At 52.2% G+C, this 26326-nt stretch carries 24 protein-coding genes, 2 tRNA genes and 1 rRNA gene; 9 read left to right on the top strand and 18 right to left on the bottom strand.

From position 1 onward, the window contains the following. From H5T67_06225 to H5T67_06270, 10 genes are all read right to left on the bottom strand, one after another. Window positions 1–384, bottom strand: a 16S ribosomal RNA gene (locus H5T67_06225); the annotation flags it as partial. A gap of 351 nt (window positions 385–735) precedes the next feature. After that, window positions 736–1956, bottom strand: coding sequence for a glycosyltransferase family 4 protein (locus tag H5T67_06230; GenBank protein ID MBC7244916.1), 1221 nt, complete (start codon window positions 1954–1956; stop codon window positions 736–738). Window position 1957: 1 nt separating this feature from the next. Further along, entirely contained in the window at window positions 1958–3538 is a 1581-nt protein-coding gene (locus H5T67_06235; GenBank protein MBC7244917.1) for an O-antigen ligase family protein, read from the bottom strand. A gap of 209 nt (window positions 3539–3747) precedes the next feature. Next, window positions 3748–4347, bottom strand: a complete 600-nt coding sequence (locus H5T67_06240; GenBank protein MBC7244918.1) for a response regulator — start codon at window positions 4345–4347, stop codon at window positions 3748–3750. Further along, window positions 4344–5831: a sensor histidine kinase gene (locus H5T67_06245; GenBank protein ID MBC7244919.1), complete on the bottom strand. Its 1488-nt coding sequence runs from the start codon at window positions 5829–5831 to the stop codon at window positions 4344–4346. Before H5T67_06245 ends, H5T67_06240 begins: the two co-directional genes overlap by 4 nt. A 163-nt stretch (window positions 5832–5994) precedes the next feature. Next, window positions 5995–7662, bottom strand: coding sequence for a cellulase family glycosylhydrolase (locus H5T67_06250; protein MBC7244920.1), 1668 nt, complete (start codon window positions 7660–7662; stop codon window positions 5995–5997). Beyond that, window positions 7659–9065, bottom strand: coding sequence for an ATP-binding protein (locus H5T67_06255; GenBank protein MBC7244921.1), 1407 nt, complete (start codon window positions 9063–9065; stop codon window positions 7659–7661). Before H5T67_06255 ends, H5T67_06250 begins: the two co-directional genes overlap by 4 nt. After that, entirely contained in the window at window positions 9013–9708 is a 696-nt protein-coding gene (locus H5T67_06260; GenBank protein ID MBC7244922.1) for a DnaD domain protein, read from the bottom strand. Before H5T67_06260 ends, H5T67_06255 begins: the two co-directional genes overlap by 53 nt. Continuing rightward, entirely contained in the window at window positions 9705–11060 is a 1356-nt protein-coding gene (gene dnaB / locus H5T67_06265) for a replicative DNA helicase (GenBank protein ID MBC7244923.1), read from the bottom strand. The genes H5T67_06260 and dnaB overlap by 4 nt, the downstream gene beginning before the upstream one ends. Before the next feature lie 9 nt (window positions 11061–11069). Then, a complete protein-coding gene (locus H5T67_06270) occupies window positions 11070–11588 on the bottom strand; it encodes a bifunctional nuclease family protein (GenBank protein MBC7244924.1) in 519 nt (172 codons plus the stop codon). Between the two features lie 222 nt (window positions 11589–11810). On the opposite strand from H5T67_06270, the gene H5T67_06275 reads away from it, so the two are divergent. The 8 genes from H5T67_06275 to H5T67_06310 all read left to right on the top strand — a co-directional run bounded on the left by H5T67_06275 (window position 11811) and on the right by H5T67_06310 (window position 17777). Further along, the gene (locus tag H5T67_06275; protein MBC7244925.1) at window positions 11811–12323 is read left to right on the top strand and encodes an adenine phosphoribosyltransferase; all 513 of its coding nucleotides are present in this window, start codon (window positions 11811–11813) and stop codon (window positions 12321–12323) included. A gap of 16 nt (window positions 12324–12339) precedes the next feature. Beyond that, window positions 12340–12735, top strand: a complete 396-nt coding sequence (locus H5T67_06280; GenBank protein MBC7244926.1) for a TraR/DksA C4-type zinc finger protein — start codon at window positions 12340–12342, stop codon at window positions 12733–12735. A gap of 101 nt (window positions 12736–12836) precedes the next feature. Then, the gene (locus tag H5T67_06285) at window positions 12837–13415 is read left to right on the top strand and encodes a 2-oxoacid:acceptor oxidoreductase family protein (GenBank protein MBC7244927.1); all 579 of its coding nucleotides are present in this window, start codon (window positions 12837–12839) and stop codon (window positions 13413–13415) included. A 6-nt stretch (window positions 13416–13421) separates the two neighbouring features. Next, window positions 13422–13763 (top strand): 4Fe-4S binding protein, encoded by a 342-nt coding sequence (locus H5T67_06290; protein ID MBC7244928.1) that lies wholly within the window; start codon window positions 13422–13424, stop codon window positions 13761–13763. A 102-nt stretch (window positions 13764–13865) separates the two neighbouring features. Next, window positions 13866–15041: a pyruvate ferredoxin oxidoreductase gene (gene porA / locus H5T67_06295; protein MBC7244929.1), complete on the top strand. Its 1176-nt coding sequence runs from the start codon at window positions 13866–13868 to the stop codon at window positions 15039–15041. Between the two features lie 3 nt (window positions 15042–15044). After that, window positions 15045–15971, top strand: coding sequence for a pyruvate ferredoxin oxidoreductase (locus H5T67_06300; protein ID MBC7244930.1), 927 nt, complete (start codon window positions 15045–15047; stop codon window positions 15969–15971). 58 nt (window positions 15972–16029) lie between these two features. Continuing rightward, the gene (gene upp, locus H5T67_06305; GenBank protein ID MBC7244931.1) at window positions 16030–16683 is read left to right on the top strand and encodes a uracil phosphoribosyltransferase; all 654 of its coding nucleotides are present in this window, start codon (window positions 16030–16032) and stop codon (window positions 16681–16683) included. A 47-nt stretch (window positions 16684–16730) separates the two neighbouring features. Continuing rightward, window positions 16731–17777: an undecaprenyl/decaprenyl-phosphate alpha-N-acetylglucosaminyl 1-phosphate transferase gene (locus tag H5T67_06310; GenBank protein MBC7244932.1), complete on the top strand. Its 1047-nt coding sequence runs from the start codon at window positions 16731–16733 to the stop codon at window positions 17775–17777. Between the two features lie 13 nt (window positions 17778–17790). Here the strand turns inward: H5T67_06310 and H5T67_06315 are convergent, their stop codons facing one another. The 7 genes from H5T67_06315 to H5T67_06345 form a co-directional block, all read right to left on the bottom strand. After that, a complete protein-coding gene (locus H5T67_06315; GenBank protein ID MBC7244933.1) occupies window positions 17791–18540 on the bottom strand; it encodes a hypothetical protein in 750 nt (249 codons plus the stop codon). Beyond that, a complete protein-coding gene (locus H5T67_06320; GenBank protein ID MBC7244934.1) occupies window positions 18541–19329 on the bottom strand; it encodes a triose-phosphate isomerase in 789 nt (262 codons plus the stop codon). A 640-nt stretch (window positions 19330–19969) separates the two neighbouring features. Next, window positions 19970–20042 (bottom strand) — tRNA-Met (locus tag H5T67_06325). A 15-nt stretch (window positions 20043–20057) separates the two neighbouring features. Further along, window positions 20058–20129 (bottom strand) — tRNA-Met (locus tag H5T67_06330). Window positions 20130–20160: 31 nt separating this feature from the next. Continuing rightward, window positions 20161–21345: a glycosyltransferase family 4 protein gene (locus H5T67_06335; GenBank protein MBC7244935.1), complete on the bottom strand. Its 1185-nt coding sequence runs from the start codon at window positions 21343–21345 to the stop codon at window positions 20161–20163. An 18-nt stretch (window positions 21346–21363) separates the two neighbouring features. Then, window positions 21364–22284, bottom strand: a complete 921-nt coding sequence (locus H5T67_06340) for an NAD-dependent epimerase/dehydratase family protein (protein ID MBC7244936.1) — start codon at window positions 22282–22284, stop codon at window positions 21364–21366. An 84-nt stretch (window positions 22285–22368) separates the two neighbouring features. Next, entirely contained in the window at window positions 22369–24075 is a 1707-nt protein-coding gene (locus tag H5T67_06345) for an AarF/ABC1/UbiB kinase family protein (GenBank protein MBC7244937.1), read from the bottom strand. 171 nt (window positions 24076–24246) lie between these two features. Between H5T67_06345 and H5T67_06350 the strand changes: the two genes are divergently transcribed. Beyond that, window positions 24247–25488 (top strand): DNA replication/repair protein RecF, encoded by a 1242-nt coding sequence (locus H5T67_06350; protein ID MBC7244938.1) that lies wholly within the window; start codon window positions 24247–24249, stop codon window positions 25486–25488. 34 nt (window positions 25489–25522) lie between these two features. On the opposite strand, the gene rsmG is transcribed toward H5T67_06350, so the two are convergent. Continuing rightward, entirely contained in the window at window positions 25523–26305 is a 783-nt protein-coding gene (gene rsmG, locus H5T67_06355) for a 16S rRNA (guanine(527)-N(7))-methyltransferase RsmG (protein ID MBC7244939.1), read from the bottom strand. Window positions 26306–26326 lie beyond the last annotated feature (21 nt).

A 26326-nucleotide genomic window follows, 5' to 3' on the forward strand; every position in this document is an offset into this window, starting at 1 on the left:
CTCAGTGCCAGTGTGGCTGATCGTCCTCTCAGACCAGCTACCCGTCATCGCCTTGGTAGGCCATTACCCTACCAACTAGCTGATGGGCCGCGGGCCCCTCCCAAAGCGGATTGCTCCTTTAGTTCAGCAACCGAATGCTGAACCACATGCGGTATTAGCTATCCTTTCGAATAGTTATCCCCCACTTTGGGGCAGGTCACCCACGTGTTACGCACCCGTTCGCCACTGGCCGGCTAGTAGCTTCCGCTTGCCATCAGCGGCTCTCATGATTTCTCATGATCACCACCCCCAGCAAGCTTCCGCTAAGCGCCAGCCCGTACGACTTGCATGTGTTAAGCACGCCGCCAGCGTTCATCCTGAGCCAGGATCAAACCCTCCGTACAGTTTTATGTGGTTCAAAACCACTTTGGATTTGACTCGGACCCGAATTTCCGCGTGACCTTCCTATCACTCTTCAGTTGTTAAGGTGCTCTTCAGCAAGCATATTATAGCAAAAGTGCTCTCAGTTGTCAAATCAGCACAATGCAATGAAAAAACCGACGGACAAAAACTTAACTCGGCTAGAGCAAATACTCTTGCCGCGTCCTCGCACACTTCTAGTTTCGTCGGTTGTTGGATCTTTTCGCCACAGGCGAACGAGATCTATTGTTTCAGTTTGATTTTATTTTAGCACAAATTGCCCAAATTGTCAAGTTTGGTGTGCGCTTGCGCTAGTACGACATCATCTTAGTCAATTCATATACTGCCTCGAAGCGTCATTCCGTGCTGCACAGCCTGGTATACATCGAGCAACTTCTCTGCTGCCCGGGACCAAGTGAAATAGCGCGCCTGTATTAGACCACGCGCGATCATCTGGCTGCGCAAGGCTGCCTCGCTCAGCATTTGCCGCATCGCGTTGGCCAATGCCCCGACATCTAAAGGATCCACCATCCATGCCGCATCACCGACCACCTCAGGCAGGGAGGAAACATTTGACGTGATAACTGGCGTCCCACAGGCCATCGCTTCCAGCGGGGGCAAGCCAAATCCTTCGTACAACGAAGGAAAAACAAACAAATCAGCCATGCTATACAATGCGGGCAGGTCATCATCGGCTACATATCCTGGGAAATGCACTACACCTTGTAGTCCTAACGCTTCGACCTTCTTGAAAATGCCATCGTACATCCAGCCTAGAGCGCCAGCTATGACCAATTGGATCTCATCGCCCGTCTCCCGCTTCACCTGTGAATAAGCCTCGACCAGCCGTTCAAAGTTCTTGCGCGGCTGTAGTGTCCCCAAACTCAGTACAAAGCGAGCAGGCAGACGATAACGTGCACGCACTGCTTCCAGTTTTTTCTCATCCTCTACACGCTGAAATTCCTGTCCTACTCCCGCATAGATGACCCGAACCCGGTCTGCCTTCACACCGAGCAACTCGATCACATCGGACTTGGTGCATTGTGAGTCGGCCAGCACCACATCCGCGTGGCGCACTGACGAGGGTACTACCTGGCATAGGTAAGCAAGCAACTTGGGGTGCGAGCACTGCGGAACGCGTAGAAAGGATAGGTCATGCACCGTCACGATCGTGTGAGCCTTGCGCACTGGGGGAAGCGCGAAATCAGGGGAATGGAACACATCCAGTGCACCGCTGAAAAGTTCCACCCACAACGGCACACGCAGCCGATGCCAAAGCACGGTCCAAAAGCGCTCAGAAAAGGGCAGACGAACCATACGCGCACGAGGATAATTTGCAAGGGCAAGTGAATTGCGCCAAACAGTAGGTGAGGAACTCTTAGGTACAAGTTCGGAACGAATCGGCTGGGCTTGGGATAATTGTAAGCCGCCAGCCGTCAATAGGGTATATTCGTTTTGGGCATCGAGTTCGAGCAGCGCCTCGACGAGCTGTCGTGTATAGCGACCTATGCCTGCACCCTGATGCACTGCCGAGGTATAGTCAATGCCAATGCGCATGCTAAACCTCTATGCTCTTCTCGGCTACTGACAAAAGACCTAGGAGAAGCCCCAATTGCACGTTCATACTGTGCACAAAAAGGTTATCAAACAAATGATGCACGGAAAGATGCACGAGCACCCCCAGAACACCTAATGCCACTGCCCGCCAATAGCTACATCCTGGCGTAGCCAGGGTCAAACCCTCTCGCACGCATTGCAAGGGTGCCCTACTGTCATCCCTTGCTTCACTTGGGATTTCCGTTGGTCGGCGAGATCCTCTCGAGCCACCCAGCATAGACTCCTTTTTTGCTTCTGGCTGTGCAACAACCCCTGCAGCCGGCCTGGACAGACGCTGGATCACGCGCCAGGTTTGAGTGAAACAAGCTCCAAATAAAAGCAAATAGGCACCTAAACCAATGACACCTGCCTCTGCAGCGATGTTGAGGTAGTAGTTATGCGCATGCCCAAGTGCCTCGCGCCAACGTCCCAGCGTATACTGCGGATAGGCGACGGGATAGTTGCCAATGCCTACTCCCAGCCAAGGATGGTCGGAGAACATGCCTACGGCTGCCAGCCAATGTGCCATGCGCTCCACCACCGCCCAATTCGCGTCCGTTACTTCCACCCTGGTCACATCTATACCACTAAGGTAGGGGACAAAATCAGAAACACGCTGCACTAATGCCGGCGGGAGATACTGCGCACCACCAATGAGAAGGAAGTAGGCCACTAGCAGTCCAATCACCAGTGCGTAACCCCGTGCTGTTCGACTACGCACTGCCGTGATCACCATGAGTGCTGCGGCCAAGCCTACCCAGCCTCCACGCGACCAGCTCATGATCATCGCCGCCAACATGGTGGCAAAGGCAACAATGGAAACACCCCCTAACAGAACTTGCTCCGTTTTCCGTGCTCGTATCAGCGACCATGCTTCCAATGTCAGCGCATAAGCCAAAGGCAAAGTAAGGCCCAAATAGCCAGCAAAGGGGTTAGGCTGGGCAAAGTGCCCATAGGCCCGCATGAAACGCCCAAAGAGAATGAATCCCTCTGGCCCTACCTGGCGTAGGAACTGATACACGCCAACCAGCGCTTCGGCACTTCCGGCAACTAGCAATGACAAGACCACCCATTGTGCCCAACGTTCGTCCACCATATCCGCCATGAACCAATAGAGCAGAGCAACCTCAAGCCACTTTACAATTTCCTTAACACTCAACTCGAGGGAAGTAGCAGGCAAGGTTGACAGCAAGATGGCACCAAGAAAAAGAAACAATGGCAAGAGCAAAGGCGCACGTGGTATCCAAAAGCGTCTTGCCGCAACCATACGTGCCAACCAGGAAGCAAGCAAGAGCGCGATCAATAGCTCAGAAGCGCTGATGCCAGCTGGACCCAAAGGCAACTCCCTGATAGAGCCAAAGGGTACAGCGAAAGCCAGAAGACAAAGGGCAAACTGGGGTCGGATCAGGATCAGAAATAGCAGAATGCCACCAATGACCAGCAGCACAGCCCACTTCCATGATAACAAAGCAAGGGCTGTGCCAAGTGCTACCACCAAGAGGACAAGTACAAACTTTGGAACAGCAGTTTCTAAGGCCAACATCCACGATCTATTCATGGGTTGCCCGTTACCCGTTCACCGTTAGAAGTCATGTCAGCACCAAAATAGGTAAGTGACAATGACAACCTTTTCCCGTATTTGCATAACGCCTCACATGGGGCTGGGGCATTTTTGATCTCAATCCAGTAGAGGCCGCTTCCTGCTGCTCATATTGGGTGGGGCAACCTGCCCCACCCAATTCAAGACCGTTTCTAAGAATTTGACTCTTTCTCTTCTCTCACTTCATGCGCCAATATAATCGCTTCAGCGATCTCCTTCATCGGACGGCGTGTGTTCATGCTCATTTTCTGGATGCGTCGGAAGGCCTCTTGCTCTGTCAGACCCTGCGTATCCATCAGAATGCCCTTCGCGCGATCCACCAATTTGCGTGTTTCGAGAGCTTCTTTGAGATCCTCTACTTCCTTTTGTACGGCGCGGAACTCCTCAAAGCGAGCTAGGGTAACCTCGATGGCAGGTGCAAGATTCGACTCCCGGAATGGTTTGACCAGAAAACCTATGACACCCGCTTCCCTGGCTCGCTCAATGAGGTCTTGCTGGCTATAGGCGGTCAGCAAGAGCACTGGCGCAATCTTTTCTTCTGTCAGCACCTTAGCCGCCTCAATGCCATCCATGCCGGGCATCTTGATATCCATAATCACCAGGTCCGGCTTGAGCTCGCGGGCCATGTTCACTGCGCTTTGACCATCACTGGCTTCGCCTACAACTAGGTAACCCAGGTTGGTCAACATCTCGCGCAGGTCCATAAGAATGATAGATTCATCATCTGCAATCAATATCCTCGTACGTTTCAACTCTTAGCACCTCCTAGAAATGTCTTTGGGAAAGTCACAATTGCTGTTACCCCCTTGTCGCCTCGCAACTCAAATTTTCCTTTCAGGTCACCTTGTACTAAGGTACGCACTATGCGCAGCCCCAAGCCACCTCGCTCATCCAGATCAAAGTCACTGGGGAGTCCCGCACCATCATCACCGATGTGGATGCTTACCCATTCCCCATCGTCGTTCAGATCAACAGTCACCAGCCCCACATTGCGCTGTTCATAGCCATGCTCCACCGCATTGAGCAACAACTCGTTGATCACCAATGCACATGCCGTTGCCTGTTGCGAAGATAGGTAGATACCAGGGCCAGTCAACTGAAACCGAATGTTCTTGCTGGGATCTACCACGCTTTGCACCATCTGTTCAATGATGCGCTGCGTGACCTCGCGGAGATTGATCACGGTGCTGCTATCATACGATAGAAACTCATGCACGACAGCTACGCTGAGAATGCGATTGACTGTTTCAAGCAGTGCCTGCTCGACCTCGGGCAAGGCAGCCCTTCGAGCTTGCAAGCGCAATAACGAAGCAATCACTTGCAAATTGTTCTTGACTCGGTGGTGGATCTCCTGAACCATAGCCAGTTTGGCTTTGAGTTCCCGCTCTTTATCGCGCGCTTCTGTGGCATCGTGCACCGTGAGCATTACCCCGACTGGCACTGAGCCTGCCGGAGCTGGCAATTCTGGGACACCCCTTACCCAGAATTTCCACCATTTCTTAGGGGCGTATAATGGAATCGCCTTGCGTATCCAAATACGGCCATGTTCTTCTTTCTCTCGCTCGACACAGGCTCCTTTGTTCAGAGATTCGTCTATCAGCTCAGCGTCAGCGGTTTCGATGCTATAAATGCTCTGGCGCAATAAGTTTCCCATGTACCCTATACGCCGATATAGGTTAGCCGCGATGCCACTTACATATTGTATTCGCCTTTGCAGATCAATGACCACAATGCCATCATGCTCGCCAAAGGGCGAGAGTGTCTCGGCATTGACCAACTCACCTCTCAGGACCATCTCCTGTAATTGCCGCAAAGCACGCTGGAAAGCCCGGCTACGCCGACGGTGTCGTTCGTGCGCCAGCAGGTTAGTCTCGATACTCAGCGCAGCAATAGCACGCTCCTTGCTACCCAATACCGGCAATACTTCGCGCACAATAGGGGCATCGCGCACCGTGCCGCTTTGGACTCCACGACGCAACTCGGTGCTGGCCAGGGCACGGAAAACCCAAGGGGCCTGATGCACGTCCACTCGCTTTCCCACCAAGTCTTCTTCATACACCGGGAAGATCGAATGCGGCCTGGCCTGAGCAATAAGCATTGCCTCCGTTCCCACCGGGACATACAGCAACAAATCACTGCGGCTGAGATCGGATAGGATGGGCAGCGCCTTCCGGATACGATTTAACAGATTCGCATCAGCCTCAGAGAGGTCGACCTCATAAACTTTCTCGTCCACAGGGATTTCTCACCTTCGAACGGCTCACTCTACGCTGTTGTATCTCCTAGCTATCCGCTTCTTTAACCCTGTTCATTCTCATGTGTTGCTCAATATTATCAGCGATTATAGCACATGTCAAGCAATCCAAGCAACAATGAGGACGAACATCTTGGTTACAGTTTCATGCGCGGCGCACGAGCAGCCCATCCACGTCCACGTACATACCAGGCTCGCCATGAGTCACCATCTCTACATGGTGAGGACCATAACGTAACCCTCGAGCAAGTGGAATACGCACCTCATACGCAGGCTTATCGCTGTGTAGGAAAAATTCTCGAGGAGAATCACCATCTATGCTAGCTTGCAACACGCCGCCCTGAGGACTTGTACGCACCACTAGCTCCAGTTCTGTGCCAACAAAAGTGAAACGCAACGCATCGCCTGGCTTGTGGCTGCGATTGAAAGCGCCTAGCACTGCCTGCTCGTCCTTGATTTGTTCCCAATCCCCTTCCCACTCCAATGCCCAATGATCTTCTTGATGGTAGCCGATATATATGCGCGGTGGCCGATTGGCGTATTCCTTCATGGCCTCGTAAATGGGTAGAGGGGTAAAATCCGGCTCCACCATACGGAAATAGTAGAAAACCTGATCCACTTCCTGATCTGTGGGGCGTTTGAAGAACCAATAGTTCATCACGCCCATCCACGGCCATTCTTCCTGCGCGCGCTGATAAGCCTGTACAGCGTAGCGTGCCTGCTGCTCTAAGGTCACCCGTCCGTACGAAGGGAAAGCGGGAAAATCAACAGGAACCGCATTCCAGCCTACTTCTGTGGCCCACAAGGGCTTGTCCGCATCGCCATTGCGCACCATGATGTCGCGAATCAATTGGGGGCGGGAAAAATTGGTCAATTCCGGGCTGGTGCGGCGGTCGCTTGGCCCTGTCCACAGTCCATAAGCCATTACTCCCATAATATCAAAATAGCCTTTCACTCCGGCATCATACATCTGTTGCAGGTAGATGAGGTCGCTTAGGTTCTTTGGGCCGGTTTCCAATGTCTGGGCCAGGCCTGCGCTGAGGATCACACAATCTGCGTCGGCCTCTTTCGCTCGTCGGTAGGCAATTTGCAACAACCTGACATAGCCCGCGGCATCCACCGGTTGTTCGCCCCACTCCGGGTAGATATTTGGCTCGTTCCAAATCTGGTAGTACCTGACCTTACCCTTGTACCGGCTAACGATGGTATAAACGAAATTACCAAAGTCAGTGAAATCGTCCGGAGGGGCAAAAGTGCCCCTAGCATCACCATCGGCACGCGACCAAGCAGGGGGGTTGTCCAAGCGGGCAATGATTTGCAGCCCGTACTTATTTGCCAATTCGACAATACGGTCGTACTTTTCCCAGGCGCTCTTGTTCCATTTGTGATCCCAAAAATCGCCTCGAGCACTCTGCTCGATATCCTCCCAGGGGAATTCCTGACGAATCCAGCAAAAACCAGCTTCGCGAATCATTTGCAGCGTCAGTTCCACTTTTTCGGGTTCGACTTCTTGCTCAAGAAAAGTGTTGACGCCAAAAGGATTGACACCCGCATGAGCAACTGGGGCATAAGGCTCCAGATTCAGAGGCGGATTGGTCAGTTGCAGCACAACAAATCGCCCGAAGCCCTTAATTTGCTCCCAGGCATCTTCCTCTCCGGTTACACTGTGCAAATAAGTCCGGATGGGGCCTTGCCCTAGCCACAAAGCCAGCAGAAGCAGGAAGCAAGCTGCAAGCAGAAGAAAGCAGCATCTAGGAGATGATTTGGGGGCAGGAAACCTTGCGCCCCTGATGGGAGGAGTGTTCAGTTTCATCCAGAGACCCCAAGGCTCCTTCGACCCCGAACTGTAGCCCTAGTTGCTCGCTCTCTTTCTTTATCCGGCAAGCGGGCCTCACCTCGATAGTTAGGGGCAGTGATCTCCCAGACCTGACAGCGGCTGACATCCAGAATGCGCGTCTTCAGCCGAGGGTCGAGATCTACATCGCGGGTCATAGTAATGACCGTGGGCAAGCGTGCGTTGTAGCGGTAATCGAAAATTTGAAACAGTTTTTCCTGCGCCCAAGGCGTAGCGCTATGCGTTCCTAGGTCATCCAGAATAAGCAGGGGGGCACGGCGAATCTCCTCGAAACGCCGGTCAAAGCCCACATTGCTTCCTGGAGCAAACGTCGCGCGCAGATGGTCCAATAGGTCAGGTACCACCACAAAAAGGGCCGGGAACCCGTGATGTACGCGGTAGTTGGCGATAGCAGCAGCTAGATGCGTTTTGCCACAGCCGAATCCACCAGTAAGAACCAACCAGCCTTCCGGGTTCTCCGCGTAAGCCTTCGCAATGTGGAGCGAACGCTTTAGGTTCATGCGTTGTGCTGCATTTAGTGCGGGGTCATGTTCGCGCAAGTCAAAGCGATCGAAGGTCTGATCCGTGTGCAAGCCCAGGCTGCTCAGCTCGGATTGCTCTACCACTGCGCTGGCTCGGTAATCGGGAGCCAGAATGTGAATCATCGCCGACCATTCCAGTTCGACTAGGCGCGAACGCAATCGAGGGTCCAGATCCTCGAGCTCACAGTTGGTGGTGATAACGGTGGGTAGTTGTGCGTTGTAGCGAAAATTTAGAATCTGGTACAGCTTTTCCTGCGCCCAGGATGTGCTGCTTTGTGTGCCCAGGTCATCTAGGATGAGCAGAGGAGCAGTGCGCACAGCCTCAAAGCGTTGGTCAAAGCTGCTTGCACTGCCGGGAGCAAAGGCTGCTCGCAGATGGTCAAGCAAGTCTGGCACGACAACAAAGAGCACCGGGCGACCAAGCTCGACCTGATAGTTGGCAATGGCTGCGGCTAGATGAGTCTTTCCACAGCCATAGCCACCTTTCAGGATAAGCCAACCTCGCGGATGCTCGGCATAGGCTCGTGCCTTCTCATACGCTTTGCGCAGGTTCTCCTGCATCTGCGGGTTGAGGCCATGACCCTCTGGGACAAAGGTATCAAATGTCATGCGGGTCAAAAGTCCCAGGTTGCTGGCGCGGAGCAAATCCTGCAGACGCCGCTGCTCCATTTCGCGGATCTTGCATTGACAGGGAATGGCACGACCAAAGTCCGGATGGCCAGGAGGCACATCCCGTCGGAAATAGCCTACTCCGCGACAAATGGGGCAGGCCTCTGCACTTTCCTGCTCAGCGCTTGATGTACTTTCTGTACTCCTCTTCGGTGTACCAGGTTTTCTCACGCGTCTTGCCTCTGCCCTCATCTTTGCCCTCAATAGCCCAGCGTTCCAGAATACGACGTATGTATTTCCAGTTGCGCACATTGCGTTCTACAGCGATGCGGAAGGCTTCTTCAATCCATTCCTGTGGATAAGTTCGCTCTGCTTCCTGCAGTTCTTCGGCTATAATCGGCTGGAGCAAGCCAATGTTCTGCTCATACAAAACAAAAATGTTGGGACGTTCCACAGGCGTTGCGGGTTCAACCCTCACGCCACCCGCAGCCAGTTGGATCTCACCCAATTGTGCCTGCTCCACTGCCTGCCGCCCTTGAGCACTGTTCACGAAATAAAAGTGTTCGTTATCTTCTATACTCACCAAATGCAGCAATGTCCCCCTTGCCACAGCTTTCTCCAAGCCCTCGCTTAGCGCTTCCTCTGGAGAAGCGGCGATCCCTTGTAGCCCACGCAACAGTGTGGCATCACCCAGCAACTCGCGCAAGGTAACATACCGCAGAGAGCCCTTCTTGCCCTTGAGCAGCCAGAAGACATGCAAGGTTACTTTTAATTCAACTAGGTTATCAATCAGCGGAAGCAACTCGCTGAAAAACAGGTCCGGTAGTGGTGTGAAAGTCAATTTGCCACTGGGAAACCCGGAAAAAGAAGTCATGGCAACTCTGTCTCCCGGGAATAGCCCAAATCTTCATGGTAGGTATCTAGATCCACGAATCTAGTTTGTTCGCTCACAAAGCGGAGTGAAATCTGACCAGTAGGGCCGTTGCGGTGTTTGGAGACCAGGATATCCGCAATGTTCTTGCGCTCCGTATTTTCATTGTACATCTCATCACGGTAAATAAAGATGACCACGTCCGAATCTTGTTCGATGCTACCAGATTCTCTCAGATCGGACAGGATGGGGCGCTTGTCCTGCCGCGATTCGACAGCGCGCGAGAGCTGTGACATAGCCACCACAGGGACATTCAACTCACGCGCTAGAGCTTTGAGTGCGCGTGAGATATAGGAAATCTCCTGCACACGGTTTTCACTGCGTACGCCACTGCGCATCAATTGCAGATAGTCTATGATGACTAAATCCAATCCATACTCTGCAGCCAGACGCCGGCATTTGGTGCGAATTTCCAACGGCGAAGGAGAGGGGGTATCATCTATGAAGATAGCGGTCTCTGACAGAGTACCAGTAGCCTTGACAAACTTGTCCCATTCTATATCGCGTATATCGCCGATGCGCAATCGCTGCGAACTGATGCCCGTTTCACCAGCAATTAGCCGCTGCACCAGTTGCTCTGCGGACATCTCCAGACTGAAAAATGCGATAACAGCATTATGTTTCAAAGCTGCATTGTGGGCTAGGGTCATGCCAAAGCTGCTTTTTCCCATGCCTGGCCTTCCAGCAACGATAATCAGGTCAGAACGCTGCAAACCACCTAACAACCTGTCTAGGTCAATGAATCCCGTGGGCAAGCCCACCATCTCTCCTTGATGTTGGTGCAGGTACTCGATGCGGTCGTAATACTCTATCAGAATGCGCTTGATTGGCGTCAGGCCGCGTGAGACTCGTCGCTGGGATACATCGAACAGAATTTGCTCAGCGCGGTCCACGACCTCATCTACGTCCTCCGCTTCTTCATAAGCCAATCCAGCTATTTTACCTGCCGCCTCGATCAAGCGACGCAGAATCGCTGTCCTTTCCACAATATGAGCGTAGTGTTCCACATGGATCGAGGTTGGGACGCTATTGATGAGCGAAGTTAAATAAGAGGGCCCGCCAACCGCCTCCAGTTGCCCCCGACGATCTAACTCGTCGCAAAGTGTGATGAAATCGGCAGGCTCGCGGCGTTCATGGAGATCGAGGATTGCGGCATAAATTTGCCCGTGGGCCTCCCGGTAAAAATCTCCCGGCTGTAGAAAGGGTGCAACCTTGATAATCGCCTCGCGGTCAATCAGCAGGCTGCCCAACACGGATTGCTCAGCCTCAATATTCTGGGGTGGCAATCTGTCCATGTTCATCATCTATTCGTCTTTCTGCTCCTCTTCTGAATCCAGACTCTCTAAAAATTCACGAAAGACAGAAAGGTTCTCCTCTTCTTCTGGAGTTACTGGTTCCACTGATGCGGTGGGCTCAACTTCGGGGCTGGGGACAATGCTAGCCTGGGCCATCACCTCTTCAGCCACATAGATTGGCGCATTACAGCGTACAGCCAGAGCAATAGCATCACTGGGACGCGAATCTACCTCTGTCTGTCGGCCACCAATCTCCACTACGATGCGGCCATGAAAAGTATTATCTACCAACGCATTGATCAAGATATAGGAAACGGTGCCTCCCAGCTCGACAATCATCGCCTTTAGCAAATCATGCGTCATAGGTCGCGGTGGCTCTATATGTTGTAGAGCCAAGGCAATGGCCTCCGCTTCAAAGGGACCAATCCAGATAGGCAGATAACGCTCTGCATTTACATCTTTCAATAGCACCACTCGATGGTTAGACAATAGACTAGCACGGATGCTATGCACGATCGCAGTAATCATTTGTGGAAACCTCCTCGAGCTCATTCCGATCATGACACAAAGCAGGGGATCAGTTGCAGGATCGAGCTCACAAAAATATTATATCACAGGTGGAGCTAGAACCAAAACGCATCCGTGCAACACGAGTTACATTGGGCATGTCAACTTGCTTATTTTGCTATTTTTTGATACAATCGTGCCCGGTTTCAGCTATGTTGCCACATTTAATAGAGGAGGTTATCCATGAACCTGGCAAAAATGATCCGGGATGTACCAGATTTTCCAGTGAAAGGGGTCTTGTTCAAGGACATCACTACTCTGCTGAAAGATCCGGATGCCTTTCAGGAAGCCATTGATGCGCTCGTCGATCGTTTTCTCGATGAGGAAATAGACATCGTGGCAGCCATTGAGGCCCGGGGCTTCATTATTGGAGCTCCATTGGCGTACGAATTGGCGGCAGGTTTTGTGCCTATTCGCAAGGCAGGCAAGTTGCCTTGGGAGAAAATCAGCGCCAGTTATGCACTGGAATATGGCACCAACACTTTGGAGATTCACAAAGATGCCATTCAGCCAGGTCAGCGCGTGTTGTTGGTAGATGATGTTCTGGCCACGGGAGGTTCAGCGAAGGCAGCCGCTGAACTGATTGAGCAACTCGGGGGCAAACTTGTGAGCATTGTCTTTCTGGTCGACATCACCTATTTGAAGGGCATGGAGAAACTCAAAGGCTATGATGTTTTCTCCCTGATCAAGTTCTAGCTGCTTTTGAGAGAAGATGACTACAGAGAAAATGAAAAAATTGCGGGCGGAGCGTGACCGGACCCAGGCCGAATTGAAGCGGCTTCGTAGCTATTTGGAGATCGAGGTAGAGCGCATTACAGAAGGCGGCGAGGACTCGGTTGATGCCGCTGCTGATATCTATGAGCGGGAAAAGACCTTAGCCATCATTCAGACTTTGGAAAGAAAACTGGTCTCTATCGAACGCGCCTTGCGGGCTGCGGAAAAGGGCGGCTATGGCATCTGTGAAATCTGCGGCGAGCCGATCGACCCAGCAAGGCTAGCTGCCATGCCTCACACGACCACTTGTATCAAATGCCAGGAGAAGCTGGAGCGAACACAGCACCGTAAGCCTCCCCCATTTCCCCCGCAGAGAAGGTCAGGATCTACATGAGGATTATGACCACATAACACCAAGTAACTGCGATCTACATATGATGTAATTATCCCAATCTACTACTTTATCACCTATCACGATTACTGAGGAGGTTACCATTGGCAAAGTTAACAGAGATTCGTTGGCATGGACGAGCTGGGCAAGGAATAGTTACTGCCAGTGAGTTGCTGGCTGAGGCTGCGCTCAAGGATAACAAATATTTCCAGGCTTTTCCCGAGTACGGTCCAGAGCGCATGGGGGCACCCATTAAGGCTTATACGCGCATCAGCGACGAGCCAATCGAATTGCATTGTCAGATCCTCAACCCGGAAGTTGTAGTTGTCGTGAACCCTAATTTGCTCGGCGTGGTAGATGTCTCGGAAGGACTTGCAGAAAATGGCGTGTTGATCGTCAACACGCCCGAAACACCACAACAGATCCGCACACATTTGGGGCTCAAAAACAAGGGAATCCGAGTTTTTACGGTAGATGCTACAAGGATCGCGTTAGAAACGATCAAACGTGACATCCCAGCCACATTAATGCTGGGTGCCATTATCCGGGCGACAGGGTTAGTGAATCTGGACAGCACACTGCATCTGGTACAGGAGAAACTAGGGACAAAACTGCGCGCAGAAGTGGTAGAGAACAACCTGAAAGCCTTGCGTCGCGCTTACGAAGAAGTAAAAGAGGGGTAGATAGACATGGGGAAAGAAAACGCTACATGGAGAGAAGCCACTATTGCTGGGCTTGTTTTGGAACCAGGATGTACGGCTGAATACAACACGGGAACCTGGCGTGTATTGCGCCCGGTGCATGACATGAGCAAATGCACCCATTGCCTGATTTGTTGGGTGTATTGTCCGGATGCAGCTATCATTGTCGAGGATGGCCGCTGGGTCAGATTCGACTATTACCATTGCAAAGGGTGTGGCATCTGCGCCAATGAATGTCCAGTCAAAGTAGAGGCACACGAGCATACTGGGAAAGCAGGCAAAGTGATCCAGATGGTAGAAGAAAAAGTACAGGAGACCTGCGAGAAGTAATAAGCAAGAGATGATAAGTCAGAAGCGTTTACTTATCAGACATCACTTATTACTTATCGCATTTTAGAGGAGGACATAGCAGAAATGGTTGTATCCACAAAAATGGCTCTGGAAGGAGCCCATGCATCGGCACAGGCAATGCGCCAAATCAATCCCGACGTTGTTGCTGCTTACCCCATCACACCGCAAACAGCCGTTGTCCAAACCTTTTCGCAATACGTGGCCGATGGCGAGGTGGACACGGAATTCATCGCTGTGGAGAGCGAACACGCTGCAATGAGCGCTTGCATCGGGGCTGCGGCAGCCGGCGGACGAGTCATGACGGCTACTTCGGCCAATGGGCTAGCTCTTATGTGGGAAGAGCTTTACATCGCGGCTTCGTTGCGACTGCCCATTGTCATGACCGTAGTCAATCGCGCTCTTTCCGCTCCTTTGAATATCCACTGCGACCACTCTGATTCGATGGGGGCAAGAGACGCGGGGTGGATCCAGCTCTATTCCGAGACGGGGCAGGAAGCCTATGATAATACCATCCAGGCCATGCGCATCGCGGAGCATCCCGATCTGCTCCTTCCGGTGATGGTTATGCAAGATGGCTTCATCACTGGGCACGCTGTTGAGCTGGTCGAGGTAGCGGATGACACCGCAGTGCGAGAATTTATCGGCACGTACACACCCAAGTACTCTTTGCTGGATATTGACCATCCCATTACTTTTGGCGCATGGGACCTGTGGGATTACTACTTCGAGCACAAACGCCAGCAAACCGATGCCCTGAGCAAGGCGATGAAAGTCATTGTCGATGTGGGGCAAGAGTTCGGCAAAACGTTTGGCCGCACTTATGGCATTTTTGATCCATATGCCATGGACGATGCTGAGCTGGCTATCATTGTGCTCAGCTCTACCGCCGGTACAGCACGTACCGTAGTAAGGGAACTGCGCAAAAAGGGGCTGAAGATTGGACTTTTGAAATTACGCGTCTTTCGGCCGTTCCCTGCGCAGGAACTTGTTGCAGCATTGAAGGATGTGAAAGCAGTCGCAGTGCTGGACCGCTCGATTAGCTTCGGCGCTATGGAAGGGGCCGGGCCAGTTTTTCTGGAAGTGTGCGCGGCATTATTTGCTGCTGGTGCAGCACAGAAAGTGGTGAACTATATCTATGGTTTGGGTGGACGCGATGTCCTCCCAGAGTATATTGAACGGGTGGCCAGCGACTTGCGTGAAATTGCTGAGACAGGTAAGGTCAAAACGCTGGTCAATTATCTAGGATTGAGGGAGTAGGCCATGGTAATCAAGTTGAAGGAACAAGCAGCTAAGCCCGAACGATTGGCACCAGGGCACCGCTTTTGTGCCGGTTGCGCAGAGCCAATTATCATCCGACAGATTCTGAACGCCATAGACGAACCCGTGGTAGTAGGTGCGGCCACTGGCTGCACGGAGATCGCCACATCCATGTATCCGTACACTGCCTGGAACGTGCCCTGGATACACAATGCTTTCGAGAATGTCTCCACTACGATCGCTGGGGCTGAAGCGATGTACCGTGTGTTGGTGCGAAGAGGCAAGATTCCCGAACGCAATATCCGCTTTATTGCCATTGGTGGCGACGGTGCGACCTACGACATTGGCCTGCAGTGGCTGTCAGGCGCGCTTGAACGCGGGCATCGTTTTATTTACATCTGCCTGAACAACGAAGCATACATGAATACTGGCATTCAACGCAGCTCTGCCACGCCGATGGGTGCTCATACAACTACATCACCTGCGGGTACGGTCATCCCGGGCAAAATGCAGTGGCGCAAACCGTTGACAGAGATCATCACCGCCCATCGCATTCCCTACGTGGCGCAGGCAGCGCCCAGCCATTGGCGCGACCTTATGGAGAAAGCCAGAAAGGCAGCGGCTGCAGATGGCCCCTCGTTCATCAATGTGTTCTCTGATTGCAACCGCGGCTGGCGTCATGGCACAGAAACCGCTATTGAGGTTACTCGTCTCGCGGTAGAGACTTGCTATTGGCCATTGTTCGAGGTGGAGAACGGCGTATGGAAGCTGAACTACAAACCTCGCGAGAAAAAGCCTGTGGAGGAATGGCTCAAAACCCAGGGACGGTTCCAGCATCTCTTCCAGCCACAGTTCAAACATGTAATCGCGGAGATTCAGGCCAGGGTAGATGAGGAATGGGAAGGCCTCCTGAAAAAATGTGAGGCGTAGAAAATAGACCCTAAGGGTTGCGCAAACCCTTAGGGTTTAGTTTTAGAAGGTGATAATTATGGCAAAAGTTTATGTTTCAAACCATCCTTTGATTCAGCACAAAGTGACTTTGCTCCGTAACGTAGAAACCGAACCGAAAAAGTTCCGAGAACTCATCCGCGAAGTCGCAATATTATTGGCGTATGAAGCTACAGCCGATCTGGGACTCAAAGAGATCACGGTCCAGACGCCACTTGCCCGCACAACAGGCTATGAGCTTACTGACAAGATTGGCTTGGTACCCATCCTGCGCGCTGGTCTGGGTATGGTGGAGGGCATATGGGAAATGATGCCAGCGGCTGAGGTATGGCACATTGGCTTGTACAGGGATCATCGAACGTTAGAGCCGGTTGAATATTACAATAAGCTACCTGTTCATCCTACTGTCCAAGTGTGCCTTATCCTCGATCCTATGCTGGCTACAGGAGGATCAGCCGTGGCAACGGTGGACATCCTGAAACGTTGGGGGGCCAAGCGCATCAAGTTTGTTGGTATTATCGGTGCACCAGAAGGTGTGGAGCGGCTCAGCAAAGCCCATCCCGATGTGGACATTCACCTTGCAGTAATAGATGATCACCTTACCCCCGAACCGAGCAAGCCAGACGATCCACCAGCAGGATATATTGTGCCAGGGCTAGGAGATGCTGGCGACCGGCAGTTTGGCACGGGCTGAAATCTGAAATTGCTAGAAAGCCGGGTTCCCTAGATGAGTTCGGCATTATGATATTTCTTCTTATCTTTACAATAGCCTTTGTCCTTTCCCTTCTTCTCACCCCTATAGCTGCGCGTATAGGCAATCATTGGAACATAGTGGATGTACCCGGGGGCAGACGAAAGCACGCGGGCATCATTCCACGCACAGGGGGCGTTGCCCTCTATATCGCCTTCGTTGCCGCGATGCTGCTTGCAGCAGTACTAGGGCCACGACTACCAGCTCCCGAGGGTCATGACCCAAAGGAATTCACTCGTCTGGTTGGGATTCTGCTCGGCAGTACTTTTCTGTTCGCAGTTGGCATTTATGATGACCGGATTGAATTAAAACCCTTATACCAGTTTGTTGCGCAATTGATTGCAGCGTTGATTGCAGTTTTTACTCTCGTGTTCATTGAGCGGGTGATGAATCCCTTTACCAACAAGTTGGTGATTTTCCCCTGGTATGTGACGACGCCAATCACGATATTGTGGATCGTAGGGATGATCAATACCTTTAACTTCCTCGATGGGCTTGACGGCTTAGCGGCCAGTGTGGCGGCGATCGTAGCTATGGTCCTCTTCATCCACATGTATCGAGTGGGGCAGTACAGTGTTTCTCTCCTGCCCTTGGCTTTACTGGGCTGCACATTGGGTTTTTTGCCCTACAATTTCTACCCAGCGAAGGTATTCATGGGCAGCATGGGCTCTTTTTTCCTTGGCTATGCCGTGGCGACATTATCCATTGTGGCAGGAGCACGGATGGCGACCGTTCTGCTCGTGCTGGCTGTGCCCATTCTCGACGTTGGGTGGCTAATTTGGCTGCGTATGCGCAGATCTGGTACATTCGTTCACGGAGACCGTCGCCACCTTCATTTCCGTCTGGTAGACCTAGGACTATCGCAGCGCCAGGTTGTGCTGGCCTATTGTCTGCTCAGTGCCACCTTTGGGGTGCTGGCGCTGAGCATCTCTTCTCGACTATTCAAGCTCATCGCCTTGCTTGTGTTAGGGCTAATGACAGTGCTCGTCTTGGCTATTGTCACGTGGCTGAGTGAGCGGCGGACTAACCCTCATTAACAAGCGCGCACTTTCAGTATTCTACACGCCTATGTAATATTGCCTCTCCCACCTCCTCCACCAGAAGAAGCACACAGGCCACCGGGATATCCACTGCTAGAGCCAAGCCAAAGGCAAAAGCCAGGTAAGTGACCCCAGTCAGCACCCAGTGCTTTAATGCTTCAGGTACTCGGACGGTCACACCTGAGACATAGACAGACGCCGCGACAAGTCCAAGGAATAGCAGCACGGATAGCCAAGCCTGACGATCAGATTCACTGGGCATCATGGCATTGCTGATGGAGAAGATTAGATATAACCATAACAAAGCATCTGGTCGTTGTAACGCAGAAGCCAGAGCGTGCACGACTGTTTCCGGACGCAAAACGGGCACAGCCTCGACGCCAAATTGCCAGTGGGCCAGGAGCAGGATGGCAATACTGCCACTAACGAGCGGAGCCAATCCAATCACGCTTTCGCGGAATGGATCCGTCCTTCTGATCTTCACTGCACCGAGGCGCACATCGCCACCTCGCTTGGCCTGTGGCTGCAGGGATATGCCGGCCGTCTTCACCCCAACAAGTTTTGCAGCCAAGTAGTGGCTAAACTCGTGCAAGATTATCCCTGGCAACAGAATGAAATAATGTAGTAGAGTAGCGACTTCTTGGTCGCCGGAGAGAAGAAGCCCAACTCCTTGTAGATGGCGACTTAACCATCGCTTGATCAGAAGCAAGGGGACAAACAGCACAAGCAGCCAGACCAATGGCATCCAATCAGCAGCCATCTACTTTGGGCTTCCTGTTCCCCGTTGCTTACTCATAGCGGCTATCCTGGTGATGGCGACAAACTTGGCCGCGGTCAGACTAGCACCTCCCACTAATGCACCATCAATCTCCGGCTGCGTCATGAATTCGGCGATGTTTTCTGGGCTAACACTACCGCCATATTGAATGCGCAAAACCTTGGCAGTGCTCTCGCCAAACAGGGAGGCTATAGTGCCCCGCACTACTTGGCCAATAATGGCATTGGCTCCGATGCCGGTTGCTGGCTTCCCTGTGCCAATAGCCCAGACGGGTTCGTAGGCTATGACCAATGCTTTCACTTGGGTAGCGTTGAGATCCTGCAGTGCAGCTCGCACTTGCGCACTGACCACTGCTTCCGTCTGTCCTGCCTCGTTCTGCGCTAGATTTTCGCCAACACAGATAATAGGAATCAAACCATGCTTGAGTGCGGCTTTAACCTTGCGGTTGACGCCTTCATCCGTCTCTCCAAAATACTGGCGACGTTCCGAGTGTCCAATAATGACGTACTGACACAGTTCCCTTAACATAATAGGGGAGATTGCTCCAGTGAATGCACCCTGGTCCTCCCAATACATATCCTGAGCGCCTAGCTTGATCTTGGTCGCGTGGACGAGTTCTGCTACAGCGGACAAAGCTGTGAAAGGTGGACAAAGCACGACCTCCACATCCTCGATTGCATCAAGTTCTCGGCGCATCTCCCGAACCAGTGCAGTTGCCTCTGCGATCGTTTTGTGCATTTTCCAGTTTCCGGCAATGATCGGTGTACGCATTGTCCCTCCTGATTTCCATTGCGAGTTAACAGTGAACGAGTTGGCTACAGGCAACAGTTCCCGTCTGGGAAATCATACAACCATCCTCCCCACCTGTCAATTCAGTTTCCTAAAGTGCGGATATGGGGTGAACGAATAGACGAAGCTCCCCCTTTGGTTCAAGTTGACCATACGCAAACCCAAGGCACGGGAGTGGGCGGGTAAGCTGAGCGATAGCAAGACGAGGGGCCTCTGATTGCTGGTATTGGCCAACGTGATGCGGCAAATGCTGAACGAGGCAGCCTTGCGCAGCCAGATGATCGCGCGTGGTCTAATACAGGCGTGCCATTTCACTTGGTCCCGGGCAGCAGAGAAGTTGCTCGATGTATACCAGGCTGTGCAGCACGGAATAATACTTCGGGGCAGTATATGAATTGACTATGCGAGATGATGTCGCGCTAGCGCAAGCGCACACTTGAAGCACATCGCCTCCTGACCATCGTAGGCAACGGTGGTATCAGTCAGATTGTGAACGATCTCGTTACAGCCAAGATTACGTTACTCAAAAACCTAGCCTGACTTTAGCCAAGATATGCAAAAAGCGCCTTCCACCATTGCTGGCAGGAAGGCGCTTCGCTGTAACCAAAATTCTATAATAATATGGCGGCGACTGGACTTGAACCAGTGACACAGGGCTTATGAGTCCCCTGCTCTGCCAACTGAGCTACGCCGCCATCGTGCCAAAAAAGTAGCGGGGACAGGACTCGAACCTGTGACCTTTGGGTTATGAGCCCAACGAGCTGCCACTGCTCCACCCCGCGTCGTCATTATATTTTAATGCGAATTGAGCAATTAGTCAAATCGAGCGTGCGCTTCGTGCGCTTCCTTGTCCCACTGAGAAGTAGCTGTGCTCATCGCTAGATTGTATACCTCAAGCGTTTGCCTTGCAGTTTCTGCCCAATCAAACTGACTCGCTCGCACAAGGGCTTGTTGCGCGAGTTTTCGCCGTAATTCAAGGTTGCGCAGCAGGGTCAGCATACCCTCCGTCACTTCATCCAGATCCGTGGGATTCACCAACAATCCACCCTCTCCCACCACCTCCGGCAACGATGAGACACGGGAAGCAAGCACAGGAATGCCACACCTCATGGCCTCCAATGGCATCAGCCCAAAGCCCTCGTATAGGGACAGAAAGACAAAGAGCAAAGCACCACTATATAAAGCAGGTTTGTCCTCCTCCGCTATCCAACCAGTGAAAATGACCTTTTTCTCCAGCCCAAGTTCCCTTGCTATCCGCCTGGGATCGGGGAACAACGACGTATCCTTGTTTGGCAAACGACCGGCTATGACCAGATAAGGTGCTGTGTCTCCCAGTGCCTTCATTACCTGTGCGTAGGCCCGGAGCAGCATGGCAATGTTCTTGCGCTGATCAAAGCCACCGAGATACAGCAGATAATCATCAGGAAGCCCGTACTTATGACGCATAGCAGCCAGCGCATTCTCGTCCCGGATGGGGTGACAGGCTGGATCAGCGGCAAGGTAAATAACATGGACTCGCTCAGGAGGCACACGCAGGTACTTGACAATATCGTTCTTAGAAGACTGGGAATCCGTGATAATATATGCAGCACGTCGCGCAGCAGCAGCAACCAGACCAGTGTACAGTCGTATCAGCACAGAGCGACGATAAGCAGGCAGCAGTAGCGGTATTAGGTCGTGGATGGTGACTATGGTGGGCACTGTGGGACATAGTGGCGAGGCAAAGTATGGCACATGGGCGAGATGCACAGATGCGTTACGGCAAGCCAAGGGAAAGGAAATCTGTTCAAACCAAAGTTTATCCAAATTCTCAAAATGACGAGAAAAGGGAGTCTTCAATATCTGTACAGAGTTTGAGAAACCTGGTTTCTCGCTTTTGTACAGGAGGTACTCATTGTGCTTATCCACTTGTTCCAAAGCGCGTAACAGGTGGTATATGTATTGACCGCTGCCGGTAGCCTCCTGTCCTAGGAAGAAAGCATTGACGGCGATGCGCATCTTATGCTCCCATGATCTTCAACCCTTTGCCCGAAAGTGCTCCACTGTGAGACGCAAGCCCTCTTCCAGGCTGACGACAGACCACCAGCCAAGCTCACGTCTGGCCTTGTCTACGTTGAGATAGATTTTGAACACTTCCCCTGCTTTAGGAGGGCCATGCACCGGCGCCCTGGCATAACCAGTTGCTGACGCGAGCCTGGCGAAAATTTGGTTAACCGAGGTGCCAATGCCCGTGCCAATGTTGTAGAACCCGCCATCGCCTTTGTCAAGCGCCAAGACATTAGCTCGTGCCACATCGCTAACGTAAACAAAATCGCGCTCCTGTTCGCCTGATCCATTGATCACCGCTTGCTCACCACGCAGCATCTGTCCCGTAAAGATAGCTACTACCCCTGCTTCGCCGTAAGGATCCTGTCGGGGACCATAGACATTGCCATAGCGCAAGGCAGTGAAAGAAAGGCTATAGTTGGTGCGATATATGGGTAGGTAATACTCAAAACAGGCTTTGCTCACCCCATACGGATCGAGGGGATGGATAGGATGCATTTCATCGGCAGGCAGGTATTCGGGTTCACCATAGAGAGCTCCACCAGTAGAGATATAGATAAATTTCTTGACCCCGTACTTACGGCTCATCTCCAGAAGCCTGAGAGAACCGAGCACATTGACATCAGCGTAGAGAAGCGGGCGCTCCATAGACTCACGAACACTGACCTTTGCCGCGTGGTGATTGACGATATCAGGCTTTTCCTCAGCGAAGACTTTCTCCAAGTCTTCATCCCGGATATCCATCTGGTAAAGCCGTGCACGGGGATGAACGTTTTCTCTCCTGCCTGTGCTGAGATCATCCACAACTACTACATCGTGGCCTTGCTCTACATATGCATCTACAACGTGCGAGCCGATAAAGCCTGCTCCTCCCGTAACCAGTATCTTCATGTCGTCTCCTTCAATGTGATTGATTTTCCATGTCAATAATATGCAGATGAGTCCTCTGCTACTTGTTAGCTGCCATCGCGGGCTTCATAAGCCTTTTGAGCGTATAATAGACAAAAACAGCCATGCGGCGAGCACCCCTGCAACAACAAAACTGATTTGTGCGATGGGCAGAGCAACCCTGATAACGGGCATCCGCCAAACTGAAGTGGCTTCTCCACCTAGGATAATCAGGGCAGAACCGATAATCAATGCCGCAACCAGTATGCTGAAGGACAGGCGGTTCGCTATCCGATCCAGTTTGGCTAGCAGGCTCTGCAGATGACGGAGGTCAATGCCCAAGGTCATATCGCCCTGTTCCAGTTGGCTGGATAGCTTGTCAAGGCGTTGTGGTAACACCTGAACGAATTGGTCTAGTTCGTGCAGCGTACGCACAGCACGCGCCCCCAGGTGCTGCAGAGAGAGTTGCTCGCTCAACAATTGCTGGATGAATGGGCGCGCTTTCTCCACCAACACAAAGTCTGGGGAGAGTGTCCGTGCAACCCCTTCCAGAACTACTACTGTACGTGCCAGCATAGCTAGGTCGGCAGGAAGATGGATATGGTATCGGAAGGCGACAGCCATGATGTGCTCTAAGAAGTCGCCTAGATGGACTTCTTCCAAGGCCAACCCATAGTAGCGGAGAAAAAGGCGTTGGATATCACCGCGCAACGCATTGAGATCAATGCGCCTTTCTGCAGCTCCCAGACGTACCATGGTCTGCACGACTTCATCCACATCCTCATTCATTGCACTCACCAGTAGACCAGCGAGCAAATCCTTCGTAGCAGGTGCCAGATAGCCCATCATGCCAAAATCAACAAAACCAATCCGTTCATCACAAATCAAGATATTCGCTGGATGTGGATCCGCGTGAAAGAAACCATCCACAAAGACTTGTTTGAGATATACATCCACAATGACTTCAGCAATGGCAGAGAGGTCGTAACCTTCCCTTTTCAGCAGTTCTAGATCGAGAAGTTTGTAGCCACATAGTTCCTGTGAAGTGATGACACGACGTGTAGTCAAGTCCCAATGCACGTGTGGCACAATCACGCGCGTATCAAGCTGCAAATTGCGCCGCAAGCGATCCGTATTGCGGCCCTCGACGGTGTAATCCAGTTCATCACGCAAAGTCTGCCCAAATTCGTGTACAAGGTCTGAGAGTCGGTATTCGCGTGCTAGGGCCAGACGGTGTTCCAGGAAACGCGCCTGCCGCATGAGCAGATCTAAATCCGCTTCTACAATGCGTTCTACGCCCGGTCGCTGGACTTTGACAATCACATTCTCCCCACTTTTCAAAGTGGCACGATGGGCTTGACCAATAGAAGCGCTAGCCATCGGCTCTGTCTCAAAATGAGCAAAGATATCTTGAGGTGGGGCATTCAATTCCCTTTCGAGTTGAGCCAGTATCTCATCTGCAGGGACCGGCGGAGCCGCATCTAGCAGTTTGGAAAGCTCTTCGATATATTCTTGTGGCAGGAGATCGGGACGTGTGCTGAGCATCTGGCCTAGCTTAATAAAGGTTGGCCCTAATTCCTCAAGCGTATGACGCACTCGCTCTGGAATGGAATATTTGCTTACTTCGTTCTCAGGAGCAATATTCCTTCGTCTCCAAGGCGGCAGAAAACGAGCGAGATCCAATTGCTCGGCCAGAAAGCCCAGGCCATTGCGCAACAAGACCTCGGCGATATGGCGCAATCGCACGATATCTTCATACGGTTGGCGGATATGAAAAGGCAAGGGAATTGGCACGCTAAAGCCTCTTTTCGCTCCCCTGATGTTGCGGGATTACTTTCATATTATACACCAATTTCGGGCTCCCTTCAGCGCGAATCGGGAAGATTGGAAATGATACAGATGCGTGCTCTTTCAATCTGGGTAATTGCTAGTATAATATAGCTGACCGCTGCATTGGAAGGTTACATGCGCATCTTACATCTGAGCCTGACTAATTTCAGAAATTATTCCCGCTTGGAGCTGGATTTTCCACCAGGCATCGTGTTGCTGCAAGGCGATAACGCACAGGGCAAGACGAATCTACTGGAGGCTATCTACTACCTTTCCCGGATGCACTCGCCACGTACCAATGTGGATCGTGAACTGGTCAACTGGCTGGCATGGAAAGAAGCCTTGTCCTTTGCCCGCTTGGTGGCTCAGATTCAGTCCGGTGAGGAGACGGATCAAATCGAGCTGTCGCTGGTGCAGAATAGCCCGTGCAGTCTGGGGGCAAATGCAGCCAGTGTGCGTAAGCACGTCCGCGTAAATGGGGTACAGAAGCGGGCTCAGGATGCCATTGGTCTGCTCCATACCGTGCTTTTCTTGCCCAAAGACATTGACCTGATAGACGGTCCACCCCAGTTGCGGCGCCAATACCTCGACGATACCATCAGCCAGGTTGACCCGCAGTATTACCGTGAGTTGCAGCGTTACAACCGCGTATTGACACAGCGCAACTACTTGTTAAAATCTCTGCGGGGCCACGATTACGATGAAGCACAACTCCTCTTTTGGGATCAGCGCCTGGTCCAACACGGAGCATATCTGATTGCCCGCCGCCGGCGAGTTATCCAGCAATTGGATGAGTTTGTGCAATACATTCATCTGAAACTCACTGGAGAAGCGGAGCGATTGAGGCTGGAGTATGAAGCTAGTGTCCGTCCTGGGCCGGGGCCCAGGTCAGGCTTCCAATTGGCCTTGCCCGCTGGGATGGATAACCTATCCACACAGGAAGAGGACGATGAACTGCGCGATATCGCTGCTCTGTTTGCTGCCCAACTGCGCGAAATGCGTGCGAAAGAGCAGGAACAAGGCATCTCGCTGGTTGGGCCACACCGTGACAATTTCCGTTTCTTGGTGAATGGTGTGGATATGAACGTCTATGGTTCGCGTGGGCAACAGCGGACCATTGCGCTGTCCCTGAAACTGGCCGAAGTAGCATGGACTACTCAGGAGAAAAAAGACAAACCCATCCTATTGCTAGATGACGTCCTCTCCGAATTAGACGCCGCACATCGGCGTTATCTGCTGGAAGCCATTGACCAAGCACAACAGGTCATTATCACGACAACCGATTTCACACCCTACAGCACAGAATTCCTATCCCGCATAACCCTCTGGCGTGTATGTGCGGGTAGGATCACGAGTTCAATGTCAAAATCCCAATGACAAAAGCAAATCCCAATTGATCATTCAGCATTTGTCATTGAGAATTGGTCATCGCACTTAGGGGGCACTTCTTGGGCATACCCGGACGACGCGGGTACTTTGGCGGCGTTGGTGCCACTTTCTCTACCAGCACCAAGGAACGCGGTTCCCGCAACCCAGGCAACTGCAGCGCCTTCACCTCGCGTAGCTTGCCTCCCAGTAGGCGGGTTGCTTCTTCGGCTGCCTTTAACTCAGCCTCAATCTCTGCTCCCTTTTGGGCGATCAAGTAGCCACCTTTGCGGCATAGAGGTAGGCAATACTCCACTAATACCACCATGTCAGCCACGGCTCGTGCCAGCACAATATCATAGCGTTCCCGGTGAAGTGCGTCCCGCCCTGCTTCTTCCGCCCGTGCCCATAACAGTTCCACAGTTGTCAGACCCAGGCGTTTCACCAGATGCTCCAAGAAAAGGATCTTCTTGCGCGATGAGTCCAGAAGGGTCATATGCACTGTTGGTCGCATAATTTTCAATGGCAGCCCTGGAAAACCAGCTCCTGTACCAACATCAATGCACAGCAGTGGAGTTTCAGCCATGGAAAGAGGGACAACATCCGGGATGCCCCCAGTGTAGACTGTGCCTTGCGTGGGGAAAGCCAGAAGACAAGTCAATGAATCGAGAAAGTGTTTCAGTTGCACTTCCTCATAACCTGTTACTGCGGTCAAATTGAACCGGCGATTCCAGACGCAGAGCTCCTGATAGTAGATCTGGAAAGCGCGCAGGTGTTCCGCTGTAAGGCACAGGCCAAAGTAATGTGCTCCATCCCGCAACAACTCCATACCTAATTCTGTGGCGCCTGT

It is taken from the genome of Chloroflexota bacterium, from assembly GCA_014360905.1.
Classification (GTDB): domain Bacteria; phylum Chloroflexota; class Anaerolineae; order UBA2200; family UBA2200; genus JACIWX01.

Coding starts and splice junctions, on each gene's coding strand:
- H5T67_06230 (MBC7244916.1), bottom strand. CDS start 1,956: ATGCGCATTGGCATTGACTATACCTCGGCAGTGCATCAGGGTGCAGGC.
- H5T67_06235 (MBC7244917.1), bottom strand. CDS start 3,538: ATGTTGGCCTTAGAAACTGCTGTTCCAAAGTTTGTACTTGTCCTCTTG.
- H5T67_06250 (MBC7244920.1), bottom strand. CDS start 7,662: ATGAAACTGAACACTCCTCCCATCAGGGGCGCAAGGTTTCCTGCCCCC.
- H5T67_06260 (MBC7244922.1), bottom strand. CDS start 9,708: ATGACTTCTTTTTCCGGGTTTCCCAGTGGCAAATTGACTTTCACACCA.
- dnaB (MBC7244923.1), bottom strand. CDS start 11,060: ATGGACAGATTGCCACCCCAGAATATTGAGGCTGAGCAATCCGTGTTG.
- H5T67_06270 (MBC7244924.1), bottom strand. CDS start 11,588: ATGATTACTGCGATCGTGCATAGCATCCGTGCTAGTCTATTGTCTAAC.
- H5T67_06275 (MBC7244925.1), top strand. CDS start 11,811: ATGAACCTGGCAAAAATGATCCGGGATGTACCAGATTTTCCAGTGAAA.
- H5T67_06280 (MBC7244926.1), top strand. CDS start 12,340: ATGACTACAGAGAAAATGAAAAAATTGCGGGCGGAGCGTGACCGGACC.
- H5T67_06290 (MBC7244928.1), top strand. CDS start 13,422: ATGGGGAAAGAAAACGCTACATGGAGAGAAGCCACTATTGCTGGGCTT.
- porA (MBC7244929.1), top strand. CDS start 13,866: ATGGCTCTGGAAGGAGCCCATGCATCGGCACAGGCAATGCGCCAAATC.
- H5T67_06300 (MBC7244930.1), top strand. CDS start 15,045: ATGGTAATCAAGTTGAAGGAACAAGCAGCTAAGCCCGAACGATTGGCA.
- upp (MBC7244931.1), top strand. CDS start 16,030: ATGGCAAAAGTTTATGTTTCAAACCATCCTTTGATTCAGCACAAAGTG.
- H5T67_06310 (MBC7244932.1), top strand. CDS start 16,731: ATGATATTTCTTCTTATCTTTACAATAGCCTTTGTCCTTTCCCTTCTT.
- H5T67_06315 (MBC7244933.1), bottom strand. CDS start 18,540: ATGGCTGCTGATTGGATGCCATTGGTCTGGCTGCTTGTGCTGTTTGTC.
- H5T67_06320 (MBC7244934.1), bottom strand. CDS start 19,329: ATGCGTACACCGATCATTGCCGGAAACTGGAAAATGCACAAAACGATC.
- H5T67_06335 (MBC7244935.1), bottom strand. CDS start 21,345: ATGCGCATCGCCGTCAATGCTTTCTTCCTAGGACAGGAGGCTACCGGC.
- H5T67_06340 (MBC7244936.1), bottom strand. CDS start 22,284: ATGAAGATACTGGTTACGGGAGGAGCAGGCTTTATCGGCTCGCACGTT.
- H5T67_06350 (MBC7244938.1), top strand. CDS start 24,247: ATGCGCATCTTACATCTGAGCCTGACTAATTTCAGAAATTATTCCCGC.
- rsmG (MBC7244939.1), bottom strand. CDS start 26,305: ATGGAGTTGTTGCGGGATGGAGCACATTACTTTGGCCTGTGCCTTACA.